The sequence below is a fragment of the Streptomyces sp. NPDC016677 genome (assembly GCF_055562815.1).
The window spans coordinates 453472-473295 of sequence record NZ_JBVHEO010000001.1; the positions used below are offsets into that span (position 1 = coordinate 453472).

Annotated in this window: 13 protein-coding genes; 12 read left to right on the plus strand and 1 reads right to left on the minus strand. The window is 72.7% G+C overall.

All coding sequences use genetic code 11. The features are described 5' to 3' along the window. The first annotated feature begins 168 nt into the window (after positions 1-168). From mrdA to ACZ3IG_RS02030, 4 genes are all read left to right on the plus strand, one after another. A complete protein-coding gene (gene mrdA, locus ACZ3IG_RS02015) occupies positions 169-2436 on the plus strand; it encodes a penicillin-binding protein 2 (RefSeq protein WP_467428093.1) in 2268 nt (755 codons plus the stop codon). Then, a complete protein-coding gene (rodA, locus tag ACZ3IG_RS02020) occupies positions 2433-3632 on the plus strand; it encodes a rod shape-determining protein RodA (RefSeq protein WP_467428095.1) in 1200 nt (399 codons plus the stop codon). Before mrdA ends, rodA begins: the two co-directional genes overlap by 4 nt. A 62-nt stretch (positions 3633-3694) precedes the next feature. Next, positions 3695-5206, plus strand: a complete 1512-nt coding sequence (locus ACZ3IG_RS02025; RefSeq protein WP_467428097.1) for a CYTH and CHAD domain-containing protein — start codon at positions 3695-3697, stop codon at positions 5204-5206. Positions 5207-5295: 89 nt separating this feature from the next. Next, positions 5296-7245, plus strand: a complete 1950-nt coding sequence (locus ACZ3IG_RS02030; protein WP_467428098.1) for a TIGR03960 family B12-binding radical SAM protein — start codon at positions 5296-5298, stop codon at positions 7243-7245. Positions 7246-7317: 72 nt separating this feature from the next. On the opposite strand, the gene ACZ3IG_RS02035 is transcribed toward ACZ3IG_RS02030, so the two are convergent. Further along, positions 7318-8286 (minus strand): SDR family NAD(P)-dependent oxidoreductase, encoded by a 969-nt coding sequence (locus ACZ3IG_RS02035; RefSeq protein WP_467428101.1) that lies wholly within the window; start codon positions 8284-8286, stop codon positions 7318-7320. Positions 8287-8394: 108 nt separating this feature from the next. Here ACZ3IG_RS02035 and ACZ3IG_RS02040 point away from each other — a divergent pair, with 108 nt between their 5' ends. From ACZ3IG_RS02040 to ACZ3IG_RS02075, 8 genes are all read left to right on the plus strand, one after another. Beyond that, positions 8395-9060, plus strand: a complete 666-nt coding sequence (locus tag ACZ3IG_RS02040; protein ID WP_467428103.1) for a TetR/AcrR family transcriptional regulator — start codon at positions 8395-8397, stop codon at positions 9058-9060. A 117-nt stretch (positions 9061-9177) separates the two neighbouring features. Beyond that, positions 9178-10248, plus strand: a complete 1071-nt coding sequence (locus tag ACZ3IG_RS02045; protein WP_467428105.1) for a hypothetical protein — start codon at positions 9178-9180, stop codon at positions 10246-10248. Positions 10249-10296: 48 nt separating this feature from the next. Beyond that, positions 10297-11073, plus strand: a complete 777-nt coding sequence (locus tag ACZ3IG_RS02050) for a TIGR03936 family radical SAM-associated protein (RefSeq protein ID WP_467428106.1) — start codon at positions 10297-10299, stop codon at positions 11071-11073. A 278-nt stretch (positions 11074-11351) separates the two neighbouring features. After that, the gene (locus tag ACZ3IG_RS02055) at positions 11352-15770 is read left to right on the plus strand and encodes an Rne/Rng family ribonuclease (protein ID WP_467428107.1); all 4419 of its coding nucleotides are present in this window, start codon (positions 11352-11354) and stop codon (positions 15768-15770) included. Positions 15771-16074: 304 nt separating this feature from the next. Continuing rightward, positions 16075-16395, plus strand: coding sequence for a 50S ribosomal protein L21 (rplU, locus tag ACZ3IG_RS02060; RefSeq protein ID WP_004931419.1), 321 nt, complete (start codon positions 16075-16077; stop codon positions 16393-16395). Positions 16396-16409: 14 nt separating this feature from the next. Further along, positions 16410-16664 (plus strand): 50S ribosomal protein L27, encoded by a 255-nt coding sequence (gene rpmA / locus ACZ3IG_RS02065; protein WP_215169040.1) that lies wholly within the window; start codon positions 16410-16412, stop codon positions 16662-16664. Positions 16665-16767: 103 nt separating this feature from the next. After that, a complete protein-coding gene (gene obgE / locus ACZ3IG_RS02070) occupies positions 16768-18204 on the plus strand; it encodes a GTPase ObgE (protein ID WP_467428111.1) in 1437 nt (478 codons plus the stop codon). 167 nt (positions 18205-18371) lie between these two features. Next, complete coding sequence (locus ACZ3IG_RS02075; protein WP_467428113.1) at positions 18372-19811, plus strand: FG-GAP-like repeat-containing protein; 1440 nt, start codon at positions 18372-18374, stop codon at positions 19809-19811. Positions 19812-19824: the final 13 nt, after the last annotated feature.

Consider the following 19824-nt stretch of genomic DNA (forward strand, 5'->3'; position numbering starts at 1 on the left):
TATCAGGGGCTTGGGGCCGGGAGCCGGACGCATCAGGGGCGAGCGGCGGTGAGAACGGGCGAGTTCACTCGAACGGGTGTGCCGGGGCGGAACGCGGCCGCACAGCCCGACCGTTCATCATTCGTACGCGCACACACGTCGGCGCACTGAGAGGGGGCGGCAACCGCAGTGACCAACATCCCCGAGACCGGTCGGAGCACACGCGTCCAGACCCGGCTCATCGTCATCCAAGTCCTCGTGCTGTCCCTGCTGTGCACCCTCGGCGGCCGGCTCTGGTACCTCCAGATCCGCGAGGGCGACGCCTACGCCAAGGAAGCCTCCGGCAACCACGTGCAGCAGGTCGTCCAGCCCGCCGTCCGCGGCTCCATCCTGGACGCCCGCGGCGTGGCCCTCGCGGACAACGAGACCCGCCTGGTCGTCTCCGCCTCCCGCACCGACCTGCTGAAGATGAAGGACGACGGCGAGGCCGTCCTCACCAAGCTCGCCGGGGTCCTGGGCATGAAGCCCAAGGACGTCATGGAGAAGGTCCGCCTCTGCGACGCCGAAACCCCCCAGCCCTGCTGGAACGGCTCGCCCTACCAGCCCATCCCCATCACCGACGAGGCCACCGCCAAGCAGGCCCTCCAGATCCGCGAGCGCTCCGAGGAGTTCCCCGGCATCACCGCCGAGCCCGAGGCCGTGCGCCGCTACACCGCGCCCGGCCAGGCCAACACCGCCCAGGTCCTCGGCTACCTCTCCCCGGTCACCGACGACGAGATCCAGCAGGCCCAGGACACCGACTCGCCCTTCCTGCGCTCCGACCAGGTCGGCCGCAGCGGCCTGGAGCGCCAGTACGACAAGGCCCTGCGCGGCAAGGCCGGCGTCACCCGCTACGAGGTCGACAACCTCGGCCGGGTCATCGGCGAGGCCGAGTCCGACGCCGCCCAGCCCGGCGACAACCTGGTCACCAGCATCGACGCCCGCGTCCAGCGCATCGCCGAGTACGAGCTGAACGAGGCGATGAAGGCCGCCCGCAAGGAACACGACCGCAACACCGGCACCACCTACAAGGCCGACTCCGGCGCGGTCGTGGTGATGGAGGCCAAGACCGGCCGCGTCGTCGCCATGGCCTCCAACCCGACCTACGACCCCAATGCCTGGGTCGGCGGCATCTCCGCCGCCGACTACAAGAAGCTCACCGGGAAGAACTCCAACTACCCGCTGCTCAACCGGGCCATCCAGGGCCAGGCCGCCCCCGGCTCCATCTTCAAGGTGGTCTCCACCTCCGCCGCCGTCGAGGCCGGCTACGACTTCGACGGCGGGTACGACTGCTCCAGCTCGTACTCGGTCGGCGGCCAGGTCTTCAAGAACTTCGAGTCCGCCAACTACGGCTCGATCGACCTCGGCCGCGCCCTGGAGGTCTCCTGCGACACCGTCTTCTACCGCCTCGCGCACCAGGAGTGGAAGAAGGACGGCGGCATGGACGGCAAGAACGCCAACGACTACTTCTACAAGGCCGCCCACCAGTTCGGCCTCGGCGAGGAGACCGGCATCGACCTTCCCAACGAGGTCACCGGCCGCGTCCCCGACCGCCAGTGGAAGCAGGACTACTGGGAGGCCAACAAGGACGCCTGGTGCAAGACCGGCAAGAAGGACGGCAGTTACGTCGAGAAGATCGCGTACGAGAACTGCCTCGAAGGCAACAAGATGCGCGCCGGTGACGCCATCAACTACTCCATCGGCCAGGGCGACACCCTCGTCACCCCCATCCAGATGGCCACCATCTACGCCGCCATCTCCAACGGCGGCACCCTCTACGACCCCTCCGTCGGCAAGGCCATCATCAGCGCCGACGGCAAGGACGTCGACGAGATCGAGCCCCAGTCCCACGGCAAGCTGCCGATAAGCAAGGACACGCTCGGCAAGATGGACGCCGCCCTCGCGGGCGTCGCCACCGAGGGAACGGCCGCCTGGCGGTTCCAGGGCTGGCCGCAGGACGAGATCCCGATGCACGCCAAGACCGGTACCGCGGAGGTCCACGGCAAGCAGACCACGTCCTGGTTCGCCACGTACACCGAGGACTACGCGATCGTCATGACGATCTCCCAGGGCGGCACCGGCTCCGGCGCCTCCGGCCCGGCCGTCCGCAACATCTACGACGCCCTGTACGGCGTCTCCGACGACGGCGACATCGACCAGAAGAAGGCGCTGCTCCCCACGCCGCAGAGGTCTCTGCCGAAGGTCAAGTCGGACGGCACCATCGCCGCGCCGAAGATCTCCGACGACCCGGTCAAGGACCAGCAGGCCACCGAGGAGGACGAGTACGCCCCGCTCGACGGCACCGAGCAGGGCGCGACCGTCGCCAACCAGGACACCGGCAACCGCCAGACCCGCCGCCGACGGCGTGGCGGCCGCCCCGGCGACCGCGGGCGCAGGACGCGGAGGATGCTCACATGACCGGGGCCAACAGCTTCCAGGTCTCCGGCTACGGACCCGAGCGCGCGGGCTGGACCCGGATCTTCGCCCGCGACTCGGTGGCCCGCCGGCTGGACTGGCCGATACTGCTGGCCGCCGGCGCCCTGTCGCTGCTCGGCACCCTGCTGGTCTACTCGGCCACCCGCAACCGCACCGAGCTGAACCAGGGCGACCCGTACTACTTCCTGCTCCGCCACCTGCTCAACACCGGCATCGGCCTCGCGCTGATGGTCGCCATAGTGTGGATCGGCCACCGCACGCTGCGCACGGCCGTGCCGCTGCTGTACGGCGCCTCCGTGTTCCTGATCCTGCTGGTGCTCACACCGCTGGGCTCGACCATCAACGGCGCCCACTCCTGGATCAAGCTCCCCGGCGGCTTCTCCCTCCAGCCCTCGGAGTTCGTCAAGCTCACCATCATCCTGGGCATGGCGATGCTGCTGGCCACCCGCGTGGACGCGGGCGACAAGCAGCACCCCGACCACCGCACGGTGCTCCAGGCGCTCGGCCTCGCCGTCGTCCCCATGCTGATCGTGATGCTCATGCCCGACCTCGGGTCGGTCATGGTCATGGTCGTCATCGTGCTGGGCGTGCTGCTCGCCTCCGGCGCCTCCAACCGCTGGGTGTTCGGCCTGATCGGCGCGGGCACGGCCGGCGCCCTGGCGGTGTGGCAGCTCGGCATCCTGGACGAGTACCAGATCAACCGCTTCGCCGCCTTCGCCAACCCCGAGCTGGACCCCGCGGGCGTCGGCTACAACACCAACCAGGCCCGCATCGCCATCGGCTCCGGCGGCCTCACCGGCTCCGGCCTCTTCCACGGTTCGCAGACCACCGGCCAGTTCGTCCCCGAGCAGCAGACGGACTTCGTCTTCACGGTCGCCGGCGAGGAACTGGGCTTCGTCGGCGGCGGACTCATCATCCTGCTGCTGGGCGTCATCCTGTGGCGCGCCTGCCGCATCGCCCGCGACACCCCCGACCTCTACGGCACGGTCGTCGCCGCGGGGATCGTCGCCTGGTTCGCCTTCCAGGCGTTCGAGAACATCGGGATGACCCTCGGCATCATGCCGGTGACCGGTCTGCCCCTCCCGTTCGTCTCCTACGGCGGCTCGTCGATGTTCTCGGTGTGGATGGCCGTCGGCCTGCTCCAGTCGATCACCGTGCAGCGGCCCATGTCGGCGTAGCGACGCCGGTCGCCTCCCCGCCGGGGAGGTGACCGGCGTCCGATGCCGGGTACGTACGCCCCATGGCGGACATCAAGCGTGAGATCGAGCGGAAGTACGAGTCCGACGACGACAGCGTCGGCCTGCCCGACCTGACGGGGGTGGCAGGCGTCGCGACCGTCGCCGATCGGGGCGTCGCCCACCTCGACGCCACCTACTACGACACCGCCGACGAGCGCCTCGCCGCCCGGGGCATCACCCTGCGCCGCCGCACCGGAGGCTCGGACGCCGGCTGGCACCTCAAGCTCCCCGTCGCCCCGGGCGAGCGCGAGGAGATTCACGCCCCGCTCTCCGGCACCCTCCCCGACGAGCTGGCCGCTCTGGTCCGCTCCCGGGTCCGCCACGCCGAACTGCTGCCCGTGGTCCGGCTGCGCTCGGCCCGGGACGTACGCGACCTCCTCGACGCGCGGGGCCGGCCGCTCGCCGAGATCGGCCTGGACACGGTGCGGGCCGAACGGCTCAGCGGCGGCGTCGGCGACGTCCGCTGGACCGAGATCGAGGTGGAGCTGGCCGACGGCGGCGACCCGGCCTTCCTCGACAAGGTGGAGAAACGGCTGCGCGAGACCGGTCTGCGCCCCGCCGCCCACTCCTCCAAGCTGGCCCGCGCCCTCGCCGAGACGGCCCCCGAGCGGACCCGGGGCCCCGCGCCCACCACCGAACCGGTGAGCGCCGGCGACCACGTCCTGGCCTATGTGCGGGAGCAGCGGGACGCGATGGTCGGCCTCGACCCGGCCGTCCGCCGGGACGCGGAGGACTCCGTGCACAGCATGCGGGTGGCGACGCGCAGGCTGCGCAGCACCCTCAAGTCGTTCCGCGCGGTACTGGACCGCTCCGTCACCGACCCCGTCGGGGACGAGCTGAAGTGGCTGGCGGGCGTCCTCGGTGAGGACCGCGACCGCGAGGTGCTGACCGCACGGCTGACGGCCACCCTCGACGACGTACCGCACGACCTGGTGCACGGCCCGGTCGCCGAGCGGCTGCGGAAGTGGTCCGGCGCCGAACACGGCGGTGCCCGCGGCCGGCTCCTCGCCGTCCTCGACTCCCACCGCTACCTCACCCTGCTCGACACCCTGGACTCGCTGCTCACCGCCCCGCCCCTGCGCGAGGCCGCCGGTAAGAAGCCCCGCAAGGTGCTCGCCGAGGCGGTCCGCAAGGACTTCCGCAAGGTCTCCGCCCTGGTCGGACAGGCCCTGGAGGCCGACCCCGGCACCGACCGCGACGTGGCGCTGCACGAGGCCCGCAAGAAGGCCAAGCGCACCCGGTACGCGGCGGAGGCGGCCGTACCGGCCCTCGGCAAGCCGGCGAAAGCCGTGGTCAAGTCGATGAAGGCGCTGCAGTCCCGGCTCGGCGAGCACCAGGACAGCGTGATGGCCCGCGGCGCCCTGCGCGAGCTGACCGCGGTCGCCCACGCCGCCGGGGAGGACACCTTCACCTACGGCCTGCTCCACGAACGCGAACGGTGCCGGGCGGCGGACCTGGAGGCCGCGCTGCCCGCCCTCTGGGACGACGTGAAGGACGCGGCGACCGCCCTGTGACCTGTCCGGCGTGCGAGTGGCCCTGCCGAGCCGCGTTAGGCTAGATGGTCACCCCTGTCAGTTCAGTCCAGCTCACGAAGGTGCGCGAGATGCCTGCCGAAGTCGCTGCGGCCGCGGAGTCCGTTTTCCCGCAGCTCGAAGCTCTGCTCCCGCATGTGCAGAAGCCGATCCAGTACGTCGGCGGAGAACTCAACTCGACCGTCAAGGACTGGGACTCCTGCGACGTCCGCTGGGCGCTGATGTACCCGGACGCCTACGAGGTCGGCCTGCCCAACCAGGGCGTCATGATCCTCTACGAAGTGCTCAACGAGCAGCAGGGCGTCCTCGCCGAGCGCACCTACAGCGTGTGGCCGGACCTGGAGGCCCTGATGCGGGAGCACGAGGTCCCGCAGTTCACGGTGGACAGCCACCGCCCGGTGAAGGCCTTCGACGTCTTCGGCCTGTCCTTCTCCACGGAGCTGGGCTACACCAACATGCTCGCCGCGCTCGACCTGGCCGGCATCCCCCTGGAGGCCAGGGACCGCGGCCTGGACGACCCGATCGTCCTGGCCGGCGGCCACGCCGCGTTCAACCCCGAGCCGATCGCCGACTTCATCGACTGCGCCGTGATCGGCGACGGCGAGCAGGCGGTCCTGGAGATCACCGCGATCGTCCGCGCCTGGAAGGCCGAGGGCCGCCCCGGCGGCCGCGAGGAACTGCTCTTCCGCCTGGCCCGCACCGGCGGCGTCTACGTCCCCGGCTTCTACGACGTCGAGTACCTCCCCGACGGCCGTATCGCCCGCGTCGTACCGAACAGGTCCGGCGTCCCGTGGCGCGTGTCGAAGCACACCGTCATGGACCTCGACGAGTGGCCCTACCCCAAGCAGCCGCTGGTCCCGCTCGCCGAGACCGTCCACGAACGCATGTCGGTCGAGATCTTCCGCGGCTGCACCCGCGGCTGTCGCTTCTGCCAGGCCGGCATGATCACCCGCCCGGTGCGCGAGCGCTCCATCACCGGCATCGGCGAGATGGTCGACAAGGGCCTCAAGGCGACGGGCTTCGAAGAGGTCGGCCTCCTCTCCCTGTCGTCCGCGGACCACTCGGAGATCGGTGACATCGCCAAGGGCCTGGCCGACCGCTACACCGAGGACAAGATCGGCCTCTCCCTCCCCTCCACCCGCGTCGACGCCTTCAACATCGACCTGGCCAACGAACTGACCCGCAACGGCCGCCGCTCCGGCCTCACCTTCGCCCCCGAGGGCGGCTCGGAGCGCATCCGCAAGGTCATCAACAAGATGGTCTCGGAAGACGACCTGATCAGGACGGTCGCGACGGCCTACGGCAACGGCTGGCGCCAGGTCAAGCTGTACTTCATGTGCGGCCTGCCCACGGAGACGGACGACGACGTCCTCCAGATCGCCGACATGGCGGCCAACGTCATCCAGAAGGGCCGCGAGGTCTCCGGCTCCGGCGACATCCGCTGCACCGTCTCCATCGGCGGCTTCGTCCCCAAGCCCCACACCCCTTTCCAGTGGGCACCGCAGCTCTCCGCCGAGGAGACCGACGCCCGGCTGCAGAAGCTGCGCGACAAGATCCGCGGCGACAAGAAGTACGGCCGCTCCATCGGCTTCCGCTACCACGACGGCAAGCCCGGCATCGTCGAGGGCCTGCTCTCCCGCGGCGACCGCCGCGTCGGTGCCGTCATCCGCGCCGTCTACGACGACGGCGGCCGCTTCGACGGCTGGCGCGAGCACTTCTCCTACGACCGCTGGATGGCCTGCGCCGACAAGGCCCTGACCCCCTTCGGCGTGGACGTCGACTGGTACACCACCCGCGAGCGCTCCTACGAGGAGGTCCTTCCCTGGGACCACCTGGACTCGGGCCTCGACAAGGACTGGCTCTGGGAGGACTGGCAGGACGCCCTCGACGAGACGGAGGTCGAGGACTGCCGGTGGACGCCCTGCTTCGACTGCGGGGTGTGTCCTCAGATGGACACCAGCATCCAGATCGGCCCGACCGGCAAGAAGCTGCTGCCGCTGACGGTCAAGAAGTCCGGCTGACAGCGCGAGCGCGGGCCTGGGGGAGGAGCGGGCCGCGCCGGTGCGACGCCGCTGCCGTCCCCCGGGAATCCGTCAGGCGTCTCGCCGGACGGGGAGCACGCGCGCCTCGTCGGCCGCGGGGAACGGGCCCTGCTCGGACTCGGGCAGGGGGAACCGCACCCCGGTGAGGTCTTCGGAGACGGCCCACAGCCGCTGCTGGACGGCCGCCTGGTACGACTGCGGGCTGGAGGTGACCAGCCGGGGGTGGCCCTTGACCTCGTTGCGTCCGCCGGGGCCGTAGTACTGGCCGCCGAGCACGGCGGGGTCGGTGGCGGCGCGCAGGGTGGGCAGCGCGCCCATCGCCGGCGTCTGGGTGATCAGCGGCGCCAGCCAGGTGACGGGCAGGCGGAGCGCGGCGGGGGCGTTGCGGATGAGCTCGGTGTTGGACACGCCGGGGTGGGCGGCGACCGCGACGGTCGTGCCGTGCGCGGCGAGCCGGCGCTGCAGCTCGTAGGTGAACATCAGGTTGGCCAGCTTGGACTGACCGTAGGCGGCGACCCGGCTGTACGACCGCTCCCAGTGCAGGTCGTCGAAGTGGATCGCGGCCCGGATGCGGTGGCCGGTGCTGCTGACCGTCACCACGCGTGAGCCGGGTACCGGCAGCATCAGGTCCAGCAGCAGCCCGGTGAGGGCGAAGTGGCCGAGGTGGTTGGTGCCGAACTGCGTCTCGAAGCCGTCCCGGGTGGTCTGCTTCGGGGTGTACATCACGCCGGCGTTGTTGATGAGCAGGTCGAGCCGGCCGAGCCGGGACCGCAGCGCCGCCGCCGCGGTCCGGACGGAGTCGAGCGAGGTCAGGTCCAGCGCTTGCACGGTCACGTCGCCGGTCATGCCGGCCGCGGCCCGCTCGCCCTTCTCGACGTCGCGCACGGCGAGCACCACCGAGGCCCCGCGCTCGGCGAGCGCCTTGGCGGTCTCGTACCCCAGGCCGGTGTTGGCCCCGGTCACCACGGCCACCCGGCCGCGCTGGTCAGGGATGTCCGCCGTCGTCCACTGTCCACTCATGTCGGGCTCCGCTCTGGTTACGTACCGTGGGTATCTTGTACCTGCGACGCTAAAGTACTCGCGGTACGTTGTCAACGTACCGGAGGTACCTAAGTTAGGGTGGTGATCGTGACTTTCCAGCGGGCGCGAACCGAGGAGCAGCGGGAGATCCGCCGGCAGGCGATCCTCGACACGGCGTCGGCGATGCTCGACGAGATGCCCGTGGCCGCGGTCACCCTGAACGAGCTGAGCCGCCGCGTAGGACTGGCGAAGCCGAACGTGCTGCGCTACTTCGAGTCGCGCGAGGCGGTCCTGCTGGAACTGCTGGACCGCCTCCTGCGGGAGTGGCTGACGCAACTGGAAGGCGAGCTGGCCGCCGGTGTCGACGAGGATCTGCCCATGGACGAGCGGGCGGCGGCGGTGGCGGAGGTCCTCAGCCGCTCCCTCTCCGGCCGGGTGGTGCTGTGCGACCTCTTCGGGGCACAGAGCAGCGTCCTGGAACGCAACGTCTCCGTCGAGGTCGTCGCACGCTACAAGCGCGCCTCCCTGGAGCGCCTGGCCACCATGACCGCCCTGCTCCAGAAGTGCCTGCCGGAGCTGGGCGAGAACGCGACGCTGTTCAGCCTGCAGACCATGCTCATGGCCGGCGCGCTGCCGGCGTACAGCACGCCGCCGCCCAGCCTGCGGGCGGCCTACCAGGCGGAGCCCGACCTGGGCCGCTTCCACCTGGAGATGAAGGACTCCTTGAAGCTCGCCCTGACCGCCACCCTCCTGGGCGTGCTGCCCCGCGGCTGACCCGCGGCGCACCGGAGCCGGCGGGACCATCATGACCACGGTGACCGGCAGGAAGCCGCTGCCGCTGACGGTCGAGCGAGCCGCATCCACAGGGGCCGGTCCGGCGTCTACTCCGGTATGGAACTCGAAAAGCCGCCCCGGAACGCGCGGGACGTGACGCCCGGGGCGGGGCAGTCCGCCGAAGGGTGCCTCACCGTCGCCGTCCGCGTTCCGGTGCGGATCGTGGCGCTCGTGCTGGTGCTGCCCGTGCGGATGGCGTGGGACGCGCTGGTGGTCGCCGGGCGGTTCCTGGGGCGCACGGTGCTGCGGCCGCTGGGGCGGGCGGCGCTGTGGCTGGCGCGGGCGGTGTTCGTCCGGCCGGTGGTGGCGCTGTGGCGGTACGTCCTCGTCCCCCTGGCCAAGGGGGCCGGATGGCTCGGGACGGTGCTGGTCGTCCGGCCGGTCCAGTGGGTGTACCGGTGGGTGCTGACGCCGGTGGGGCACGCGCTGGGGTGGGTGTACGCGCGGCTGGTCGTGCCGGTCGCGACGGGGCTGTGGGCGGCCCTGGTGTGGCTGGCGCGGTATCTGGTCGTGCTCCCGGTGGGCTGGCTCCACCGGTGGGTGCTGGCGCCGCTCGGGCGCGCGCTCGCCTGGTGCGGCAGGGCAGTGGCGTGGTGTGCGCGCATGGTGGTGACCGGGATGGGTACGGCTCTGTACTGGACCGGGCGGGTCCTGCTGGTGCTGCCCGCCCTCGCCCTGTGGCGGTGGGTGCTGGCGCCCGTCGGCCGGGTCCTCGCCGTGATCGGGCGGGAGGCCGGGGCCGCCCTCGGCCATGCCTGGCGGGTCGCCGGCCACATCTCCCGGGCGGTCGGACGGTTCCTCGGGACGCTGCTGCGGTGGATCTTCGTCGAGCCGGTGCGCTGGGTGTACCGGACGGTGCTGACGCCCGTGGGGCACGTGGTGCGCGACCACGTCCTGCGGCCGGTCGCCGAGGCGGCGCGGGGTGCCGGGCGGGCCGTGCGGCAGGGCCTCGCCTCCGTACGGGCCTCGGTGCGGCAGGCGCAGGCCGATGTGCGGCGCGCGCTGTTCGGGACGCCCCGGCAGGTGCGGCCGGTGGACCGGCGGGAACCTTCCGGTGCCGAGGCACGTACTCTTGGTAGTAGTACGACCGCTCTCACGAGTAGTACGACCGCTCTCACGAAGGACTGAACGACCCTGGGCAAGCGACAGCCCGAAGGCCCGCCGCCGGTACCCGCGGTGCAGCGCATCCGACTGCGCTACACCAAGCGCGGCCGCCTCCGGTTCACCAGCCACCGTGACTTCCAGCGCGCCTTCGAGCGTGCGCTGCGCCGCGCCGAGGTGCCGATGGCGTACTCGGCGGGGTTCACCCCGCACCCGAAGGTGTCGTACGCCAATGCCGCACCCACCGGCACGGGCAGTGAGGCGGAGTACCTGGAGATCGCGCTCACCTCGGCGCGTGACCCGGAGCAGCTGAGAACCCTCCTCGACGCGTCCCTGCCCGCCGGGCTGGACGTCGTCGACGCGGTCGAGGCCCGGACCTCCGGACTCGCCGACCGGCTGACGGCTTCCGAGTGGGAGCTGCGGCTGGACGGGGTGGACCCGGCCGAGGCCGGCCGCGCGGTGGACGCCTTCAACGAGGCGCCCGCGGTGGAGGTGCAGCGCCGCACCAAGAACGGCGTGCGCACCTGCGACGCCCGCTCCGCCGTCGTGCGCCTGGAGAGTGTTCAGCCGCACGGTTCCCCGGCTGATAGGCCGAGTGACCAGCCCTGTGCGATACTGCGGCTGGTTGTTCGGCACGTGACGCCTGCCGTGCGACCCGACGACGTCCTGTCCGGTCTCCGCGCCGTGGCCGACCTGGCGCCGCCGGTCCCCGTAGCGGTGACCAGGCTGGCGCAGGGGCTGCTCGATGAAGAGACCGGCACGGTGACCGACCCGCTCGCGCTCGACCGCGAGGCAGTAGCGACCGCGCCGCAGACGGCCGCCGCGACTGCCGCCGCGACGGCGCCGGCGTAAGGAAGGTCCCGCGAAGGGACGGACGTCGTAAGCGCCGCCGTCGAACTCGGGAGCCACCTGGGTCGGGCAGCGCCACCGACCACAAGACTTTCGCCAGGCCGTACGCGACAAGGTTGTACGGAACCGGTGAGACAGGACACAGCGAGCTCCCGAGCGGCGCCCGCGCCAACGGACGGCGGTATCCGCGCAGAGCGCGAGCCGCGGACGTCACCGGAGGTCGACGAGATCGACGCCGGACCAGGCGCGGCGCCCGGGAGCCTGACGGGAGATACGCCCGCATGCTCGAACCGACCGAATCCACGGAGTCCGTGACCGGCTCCGCACCCGACAACACCCCCAGCGACACCCTGCCGCCGCGCCGCCGGCGCCGGGCCGCGTCCCGGCCGGCGGGTCCGCCGGCCGGCTCCTCCGGTACTCCGGCGGAGACCGTGGAACCGGCTGTTCCGGCCGCCGGTACGGACCTTGCCGAAGACCTCTCGGACGAACTCGCCGACGAGGCCGTCGAAGAGGCGGAGGAGACCGAGCCGGCCGAGAAGCCGGTGGAGGAGCCCGCCGCCCGCCCGCGCCGTCGCGCGGTGCGCCGTGCCTCCGCGCCCGCCGGGGCCCCCACGTCCGCGACGGACGCCGAGACCGTGGTCCCCGCGACGCCCGCCGCCGAGGCGGCACCGGCCCGGCCCGTGGCGGCCGAGCCCGCCGCGTCCACCGCCTCCGACGACAGCGCCGCCGCTCCGCGTCGCAGCCGTCGGCGTGCCACCCGTAGCGTGGCGGCGCCTGTGGCGGCGGCAGAGAGCGCCGGGGCGTCCGTGACGTCCGAGGTGACCTCTGAGGCGGCGTCCAGGACTGCTGAGGCGCCGGCTGCCGAGAGCGCCCCGGCCGCCGAGGAGGCCGCTCCGCGTCGCGCCCGTCGGCGTGCCACCCGTAGCGTGGCGGCGCCTGCGGCGACCGCTGAGGCGACCGAGGCTGCCGGGACTGCCGGGACCCCTGCGCCGGCCGAACCGGCGCCCGAGACTTCTGTGACGTCTGAGGCGCCGGCTGCCGAGAGCGCCCCGGCCGCCGAGGACGCCGCTCCGCGCCGCAGCCGTAGGCGGGCGACCCGTCGGGTGACCGCCCCGGTCGAGACGCCGGAGGGCACCGACACGCCGGAGACCGTCGACACGCCGGAGAGCGCCAGGACGCCCGGCAGCGCCGCGGCGGAACCCGTCGCGCCGGCCGAGGACGCCGAGACGGCCCCCGCCACCGAGGCCCCCGCCGAGGAGGCCGCCCCGCGTCGTGCGCGCCGCCGGGCCGTCCGCAAGGCCGCCACCGGTTTCGCCGAGCCCGCGCGGAAGGCCGGGTCCGGCTCGGCGGGCGAGGAGCGGGCGGCCCGCCCGGCCCGTCCCGCCGTCGCGCTGTTCCAGCCGCCGGTGTTCACCGAACCCCAGTTCCAGACGCCCGAGCGGGCCGCGGCGGAGGCGGCCGCGGTGGCCGCCGGAGCCCGGGAGCCCGAGGACGAGCCGGAGCGCACGCCGGTCGCGGAGGCCACGGAGGCAGTGGAGGAGCAGCCCACCGGGTCGCGCCGCCGCCGTCGCCGGGGCGCCGCCGACGAGGCCGCCGAGGAGCGGCCCGTCGAGACCGCCGCCGAGGTGGACGAGCCGGAGGCCGAGGCGGACGCCGAGGAGCCGGACGAGGACGCGGACGGGGCCGACGCCGAGGAGGGCGGCTCGCGCCGCCGTCGTCGCCGGGGCGGCCGTCGCCGTCGCCGGGGCGACCTGACCGACGGCGACGCCGACCACGACACCGACGGCACGGACGCCGACACCGAGCACCTCGCCGCCGCGCAGGCCGCGCAGGACGCCGAGGACACCGCCGAGCAGGCCGACGAGGACGACACCGAGGACGACGACACGGACACGCGGGGCGGCGAGGGGACCGGCGGGTCCGGCTCCAGCAGCAGCCGTCGCCGCCGTCGCCGTCGCCGCCGGGCCGGGGACGGCTCCGGTGAGGCCGAGCAGTCCTCCGACGACCCCGAGCGGACCGTCGTCAAGGTCCGCGAGCCCCGGCCCCCGCGGGAAAAGGGTGCGGAGCCCTCCGACGAGGTGCAGTCCATCAAGGGCTCGACCCGCCTGGAGGCCAAGAAGCAGCGCCGCCGGGAAGGCCGGGAGCAGGGGCGCCGGCGCGTCCCGATCATCACCGAGGCCGAGTTCCTGGCCCGCCGCGAGGCCGTCGAGCGCGTGATGGTCGTGCGCCAGCACGGCGAGCGCACGCAGATCGGCGTCCTGGAGGACGGGGTGCTCGTCGAGCACTACGTCAACAAGGAGCAGGCCACCTCGTACGTCGGCAACGTCTACCTCGGCAAGGTGCAGAACGTGCTGCCGTCGATGGAGGCCGCCTTCATCGACATCGGCAAGGGCCGCAACGCCGTGCTCTACGCCGGTGAGGTCAACTTCGAGGCGCTCGGCATGGCGAACGGGCCGCGCCGCATCGAGTCGGCCCTGAAGTCCGGCCAGTCGGTCCTGGTCCAGGTGACCAAGGACCCCATCGGCCACAAGGGCGCCCGCCTCACCAGCCAGGTCTCCCTGCCCGGCCGTTACCTCGTGTACGTGCCCGAGGGCTCGATGACCGGCATCAGCCGCAAGCTGCCCGACACCGAGCGGGCCCGGCTGAAGACCATCCTCAAGAAGATCGTCCCCGAGGACGCGGGCGTCATCGTGCGCACCGCCGCCGAGGGCGCCAGCGAGGACGAGCTGCGCCGCGACGTCGAGCGGCTCCAGGCGCAGTGGGAAGAGATCAAGAAGAAGGCCAAGAGCGGCAACGCGCCGACGCTGCTGTACGGCGAGCCGGACATGACCGTCCGGGTCGTCCGCGACATCTTCAACGAGGACTTCACCAAGGTCGTCGTCAGCGGCGAGGACGCCTGGCAGACCGTCCACGGGTACGTCTCCCACGTCGCGCCCGACCTGGCCGACCGGCTGTCCAAGTGGACCAGCGAGGTCGACGTCTTCGCCACGTACCGGATCGACGAGCAGCTCGCCAAGGCGCTGGACCGCAAGGTCTGGCTGCCGAGCGGCGGTTCGCTGGTGATCGACCGGACCGAGGCGATGGTCGTCATCGACGTCAACACCGGGAAGTTCACCGGCCAGGGCGGCAACCTGGAGGAGACGGTCACCAGGAACAACCTGGAGGCGGCCGAGGAGATCGTGCGCCAGCTGCGGCTGCGCGACCTCGGCGGCATCATCGTGATCGACTTCATCGACATGGTGCTGGAGTCCAACCGGGACCTGGTGCTGCGGCGCCTGCTGGAGTGCCTGGGCCGGGACCGTACGAAGCACCAGGTCGCCGAGGTGACCTCGCTGGGGCTGGTGCAGATGACCCGCAAGCGGGTCGGCCAGGGCCTGCTGGAGTCGTTCTCCGAGACCTGCGTGCACTGCAACGGGCGCGGCGTCATCGTCCACCTCGACCAGCCCTCCGCCGGCGGCAACGGCGGCGGCAAGCGGCGCAAGCGGGCCCGCGCGGGCGGCGCCGAGCAGCCGCACGAGCACGAGCACGAGGCCGCGTTCACCGTCGAGACGCCGACGGCGGAGCAGGAGGCGGAGGCCGAGGCCGAGCAGACCGCGGAGCGCGTCACCGAGCCGATCGCCCTGCCGTCGCCCGACTTCGCGCCCGACGAGGAGCTGTACAGCAGCGTCTACGAGGCGGAGGCCGCGGCCAAGCGCGGCCGGAACCGGCGCCGGGCCGGCCGGCGCGCGTCGGCCCCGGCGAGCGCGCCGAAGCCGGAGGCCGTGGAGGTCTCCCCGGCCGCCGGGTCCGGCGAGCTCGCCCAGGCTTCGCAGGCCGCTCGGGCTCCGCAGGCCGAGGTACCGACGGCGCAGGACGTGACGGCGCGGGAGGAGACCGAGCGTCCGGTGCGGCCTGAGCCGGCCGCCGAGGCGCTGGCCGAGCCCGCGGCCGTGGAGGACGCGGTGGTCGGCACGCCGGAGGAGCAGGCGGCCCCGGCCGTCGCCGAGGCGCCCGCCGCGGAGGCCGCTCCCAAGGGCCGTACGCGCCGCAGGGCGACCCGTAAGGCGTCCGCCCCCGCCGGTTCGCCGGCCGGTGCGGAGGCCGCCGTGGTGACGGTTCCGGAATCCGCCGCCCCGGTGGAGCGGACCGAGCCGCAGGCGGCCCAGGCCGAGCAGCAGCCCGAGCCGGTGGCCGCCGAGCCCGCGCCCCCGGCCCGTCCGCGGCGCCGTGCCGTGCGCAAGGCCACCGCGCCCACCGCCGACGCGGAGGCGGCCGTCGTGGTCGTCCCGTCCGCCGAGGCCCCGGCCGCGGAGGCCCCGGCCGATGCGGAGGCCCCGGCCGCCGAGGAGGCCGCCCCGGCCAAGAAGACCGCCCGCAAGGCGGCCAAGAAGGCCCCGGCGAAGAAGACGGCAGCCAAGAAGACGGCGGCCACCAAGACCGCCGCCAAGAAGACGGCCGCCAGGAAGACGACGGCCAAGAAGGCGGCGTCGGAGGCGGCGGCCCCGGAGGCGGCGGCGACCGAGGCGGCGTCCGGGACGACGCCCGAGGCGGCGTCCGAGAAGGCGGCGGCCACCAAGACCGCAGCCCGGAAGACGACGGCGCGGACGACGGCGAAGAAGGCGGCGAAGACCACCAAGTCGGCCGCCAGGAAGACCACGTCGAGGAAGACCGCGGCGGCCGAGCAGTCGGCGCAGTCGGTGTCGGCCACGACGGAGGACTGAGCCGGACGCGACGGCGCGGGGCGCCGCCCGACCCGAGGGTCGGGCGGCGCCCCGCGCCGTTCCCGCCCGCGATCCGGTCGTCCCAGCCCGGTCGTCCCAGCCCGGTCGTCCCAGTCCGGTCGGCCGGACTCGGTTTGACCGGCGGATGCGGTCCCCGTAACCTTGACCGTCGGCGTGTCCATAGGCACGCCACATCCCCGTAAACCTCATCCTCCCGGGCGCCCGGCGTCCAGGGAGAGGCCGTCCGTTGGCTCGGGCGGCTGGCCTGCGGGGGTGCCGTTCTCCGAGCGAAAGAGAGATCCGCGTGTACGCCATCGTGCGCAGCGGTGGCCGTCAGCACAAGGTTGCTGTCGGTGACATCGTTGAGGTTGACAAGATTTCCACTGCCAAGGTTGGCGACACGGTCGAGCTCTCGACCCTGCTCGTTGTCGACGGCGACGCTGTGACCAGCGACCCGTGGGTGCTGGCCGGCATCAAGGTCCAGGCCGAGGTCGTGGACCACCACAAGGGGCAGAAGATCGACATTCTGCGCTACAAGAACAAGACCGGCTACCGCCGTCGTCAGGGCCACCGCCAGCAGTACACGGCGATCAAGGTCACTGAGATCCCCGCGGCTGCGAAGTAAGGGACTGAGGAGAGATGGCACACAAGAAGGGCGCATCGTCCACCCGGAACGGTCGCGACTCCAACGCCCAGCGGCTCGGCGTGAAGCGCTTCGGCGGTCAGGTCGTCAACGCGGGTGAGATCATCGTCCGCCAGCGCGGCACCCACTTCCACCCGGGCGCCGGTGTCGGCCGCGGTGGCGACGACACGCTGTTCGCGCTGCAGGCCGGTTCGGTGCAGTTCGGCACCGCGCGTGGCCGCAAGGTCGTGAACATCGTCCCGGTCGCCTGACCGGAGACTTTCGCGAGGCGGACCTCACTTCCCTTCCGGGAAGCGGGTCCGCCTTTCGCGTGTTGGATCAGGAAACACCCGTACGTAACTGGAGGCACATCCCATGACCACCTTCGTGGACCGCGTCGAACTGCATGTCGCCGCGGGTAACGGAGGTCACGGCTGTGCCTCCGTGCACCGGGAGAAGTTCAAGCCGCTGGGCGGCCCGGACGGCGGCAACGGCGGCCGGGGCGGCGACGTCATCCTCACCGTCGACCAGTCCGTGACCACCCTGCTCGACTACCACCACTCCCCGCACCGCAAGGCCACCAACGGCAAGCCCGGCGAGGGCGGCAACCGCTCCGGCAAGGACGGCCAGGACCTGGTGCTGCCGGTCCCGGACGGCACCGTCGTCCTGGACAAGGCGGGCAACGTGCTGGCCGACCTGGTCGGCCACGGCACCTCCTTCGTCGCCGCCCAGGGCGGGCGCGGCGGGCTCGGCAACGCGGCGCTGGCCTCCGCCCGCCGCAAGGCGCCCGGCTTCGCGCTGCTCGGTGAGCCCGGTGACCTCCAGGACGTCGTACTGGAGCTGAAGACCGTCGCCGACGTGGCGCTCGTCGGGTACCCGAGCGCGGGCAAGTCCTCGCTGATCTCGGTGCTGAGCGCCGCCAAGCCGAAGATCGCGGACTATCCGTTCACCACGCTGGTGCCGAACCTCGGTGTCGTCACCGCCGGGTCGACCGTCTACACGATCGCGGACGTGCCGGGGCTGATCCCGGGCGCCAGCCAGGGCCGCGGGCTCGGCCTGGAGTTCCTGCGGCACGTGGAGCGGTGCAGCGTGCTGGTGCACGTGCTGGACACGGCGACCCTGGAGTCCGACCGCGACCCGCTCTCCGACCTCGACATCATCGAGGAGGAGCTGCGGCAGTACGGCGGGCTCGGGGACCGGCCGCGGGTCGTCGTCCTCAACAAGATCGACGTCCCGGACGGCAAGGACCTCTCCGAGATGGTCCGGCCCGAGCTGGAGCAGCGCGGCTACCGCGTCTTCGAGGTGTCGGCCGTGGCCCACCTCGGGCTGCGGGAGCTGTCGTTCGCGCTCGCCGAGCTGGTGGCCGGGGCACGTGCCGCCCGGCCCAAGGAGGAGGCGACGCGGATCGTCATCCGGCCCAAGGCCGTGGACGACACGGGCTTCACGGTCACCCGCGAGGAGGACGGGCTGTACCGGGTGCGGGGCGAGAAGCCCGAGCGCTGGGTGCGGCAGACCGACTTCAACAACGACGAGGCCGTCGGCTACCTCGCCGACCGGCTGGGCCGGCTCGGTGTCGAGGACCAGCTGCTGAAGGCCGGGGCCCGGTCGGGCGACGGCGTCGCCATCGGCCCCGAGGACAACGCCGTCGTCTTCGACTGGGAGCCGTCGATGATGGCCGGGGCGGAGATGCTCGGCCGGCGCGGCGAGGACCACCGCTTCGAGGCGCCCCGGCCCGCGGCCCAGCGCCGCCGGGACCGGCAGGCCGAGCGGGACGAGGCGGACGAGGCGTTCGAGGGCTTCGACCCGTTCTAGAGGTGGGCGCGGTGGGTGCGGTGGCGCGGTGAACCTGGTGAATCAGGGGTGAATTCGCGTCACCTTCCAGGACAACCAATCCGGCGGCCGGTGAGTCGTACCGGGCAGCGCGGGACGGCTCTCTGATCCGTCCCGCGGCCGACTGCCGTACGACCACCGGAGATGACGTGTCCAGACGCCTCGATGCAGCACAGTCCGGCCGGGCCCTGACGATCGCCGTCGCGCTCGTGGCCGCGACCTCGGCCATGTCACCGCTCGCCCAGGCCCGGCCCGCCGGGGCGGTGGAGCTGCGGCAGGACTTCAACGGCGACGGATACGAGGACCTGGCCGTCGGTGCCCCGTTCGGCACCGTGAACGGCGTCACCGAGGCCGGTTACGTCGCCGTCCTGTACGGATCGGCGTCGGGGCTGTCGACCTCGGCGAAGAAGATCTACTCACAGGCCACCGCAGGCATACCCGGATCCCCCGAGCAGGGCGACGAGTTCGGGTACGCCCTGGACACCGCCGACCTCGACGGTGACGGCTACACCGATCTGCTGGTGCTGACGACGGAGGAGGAGTGGACCTCCGGCGGCAGGGAACGGCTGGGCAGCCGGACCGTGCTGTGGGGCGGCCCCGGCGGCCTCACCTCGGCGACCACCTTGCCGGCCGCCGGTGACGGCGCCTACCAGGACGGTCCGCTCGCCACCGGTGACTTCGACGGCGACGGCCAGGACGACCTGGTCCGCGAGGGGAGTCTGGAGACCGGCCCCTTCGGGCGGGACGGCACCCCCGCCGCCACCCGGGGGACCGCGCTCGCCGGTCCCGTCAACGAGAGCGTGACCGACCTCGCCGCCGGTGACGCCGACGGCGACGGCCGCACCGATCTCGTCGCGCGCGTCTCGGTGTACGAGGAGGGCGAGGCAGAGGCCGGCTACCAGGAACTGCACTACCTGCGCGGCGGCGGCGACGCCCCCCTCGCGTCGGCCACCGTTCTCACCAACGGCGACGGCGACCCCGCCAACGCGACCGGCATCGCGCTCACCCTCGGTGACGTCGACGGCGACGGCCGGGCCGATCTCCTGCTGGGCTACCAGGACATCCGGATCTCCTACGGCACCGCGAACGGCCCGGACACCGCCCACACCCAGGTCATCGACCAGGACACTCCGGGCGTGCCCGGCACCCAGGAGCCCGACGACACCTTCGGCAGCCACCTCACCGTGGGTGACGTGAACGGCGACGGCTACGGCGACATCCTGTCGGGCAACCCCTCCGAGGGCGTCGGCACCGTCCAGCCGTCCGGCTCCGTCGCCGTGATCCCCGGCGGCCCGGACGGACCCACGGGCGCCGGCGGCAGGGTCTTCCACCAGGACACCGCGGGCGTGCCCGGCACGGCCGAGAGGGGTGACGCGTTCGGCTCCGCCCTCGACCTGGTCGACGGCGACGGCGACGGCCGCGCGGAGCCGGTGGTGGGGGCGTACCTGGAGAACAGGGGAGTCGGCGCGGTGTGGGTCTTCCCCACGACCGCCGCCGGCGCCACCGCCACCGGCTCGTTCGTCTTCGGCCCCGGCAGCCTCGGCATGCCGAAGGACATGGGCTGGCTCGGTCACAACTTCCCGGACTGAGGCGCCGGGCGGC

Coding starts and splice junctions, on each gene's coding strand:
- rpmA (WP_215169040.1), top strand. CDS start 16,410: ATGGCACACAAGAAGGGCGCATCGTCCACCCGGAACGGTCGCGACTCC.
- ACZ3IG_RS02045 (WP_467428105.1), top strand. CDS start 9,178: ATGGAACTCGAAAAGCCGCCCCGGAACGCGCGGGACGTGACGCCCGGG.
- ACZ3IG_RS02055 (WP_467428107.1), top strand. CDS start 11,352: ATGCTCGAACCGACCGAATCCACGGAGTCCGTGACCGGCTCCGCACCC.
- ACZ3IG_RS02025 (WP_467428097.1), top strand. CDS start 3,695: ATGGCGGACATCAAGCGTGAGATCGAGCGGAAGTACGAGTCCGACGAC.
- obgE (WP_467428111.1), top strand. CDS start 16,768: ATGACCACCTTCGTGGACCGCGTCGAACTGCATGTCGCCGCGGGTAAC.
- ACZ3IG_RS02030 (WP_467428098.1), top strand. CDS start 5,296: ATGCCTGCCGAAGTCGCTGCGGCCGCGGAGTCCGTTTTCCCGCAGCTC.
- ACZ3IG_RS02035 (WP_467428101.1), bottom strand. CDS start 8,286: ATGAGTGGACAGTGGACGACGGCGGACATCCCTGACCAGCGCGGCCGG.
- rodA (WP_467428095.1), top strand. CDS start 2,433: ATGACCGGGGCCAACAGCTTCCAGGTCTCCGGCTACGGACCCGAGCGC.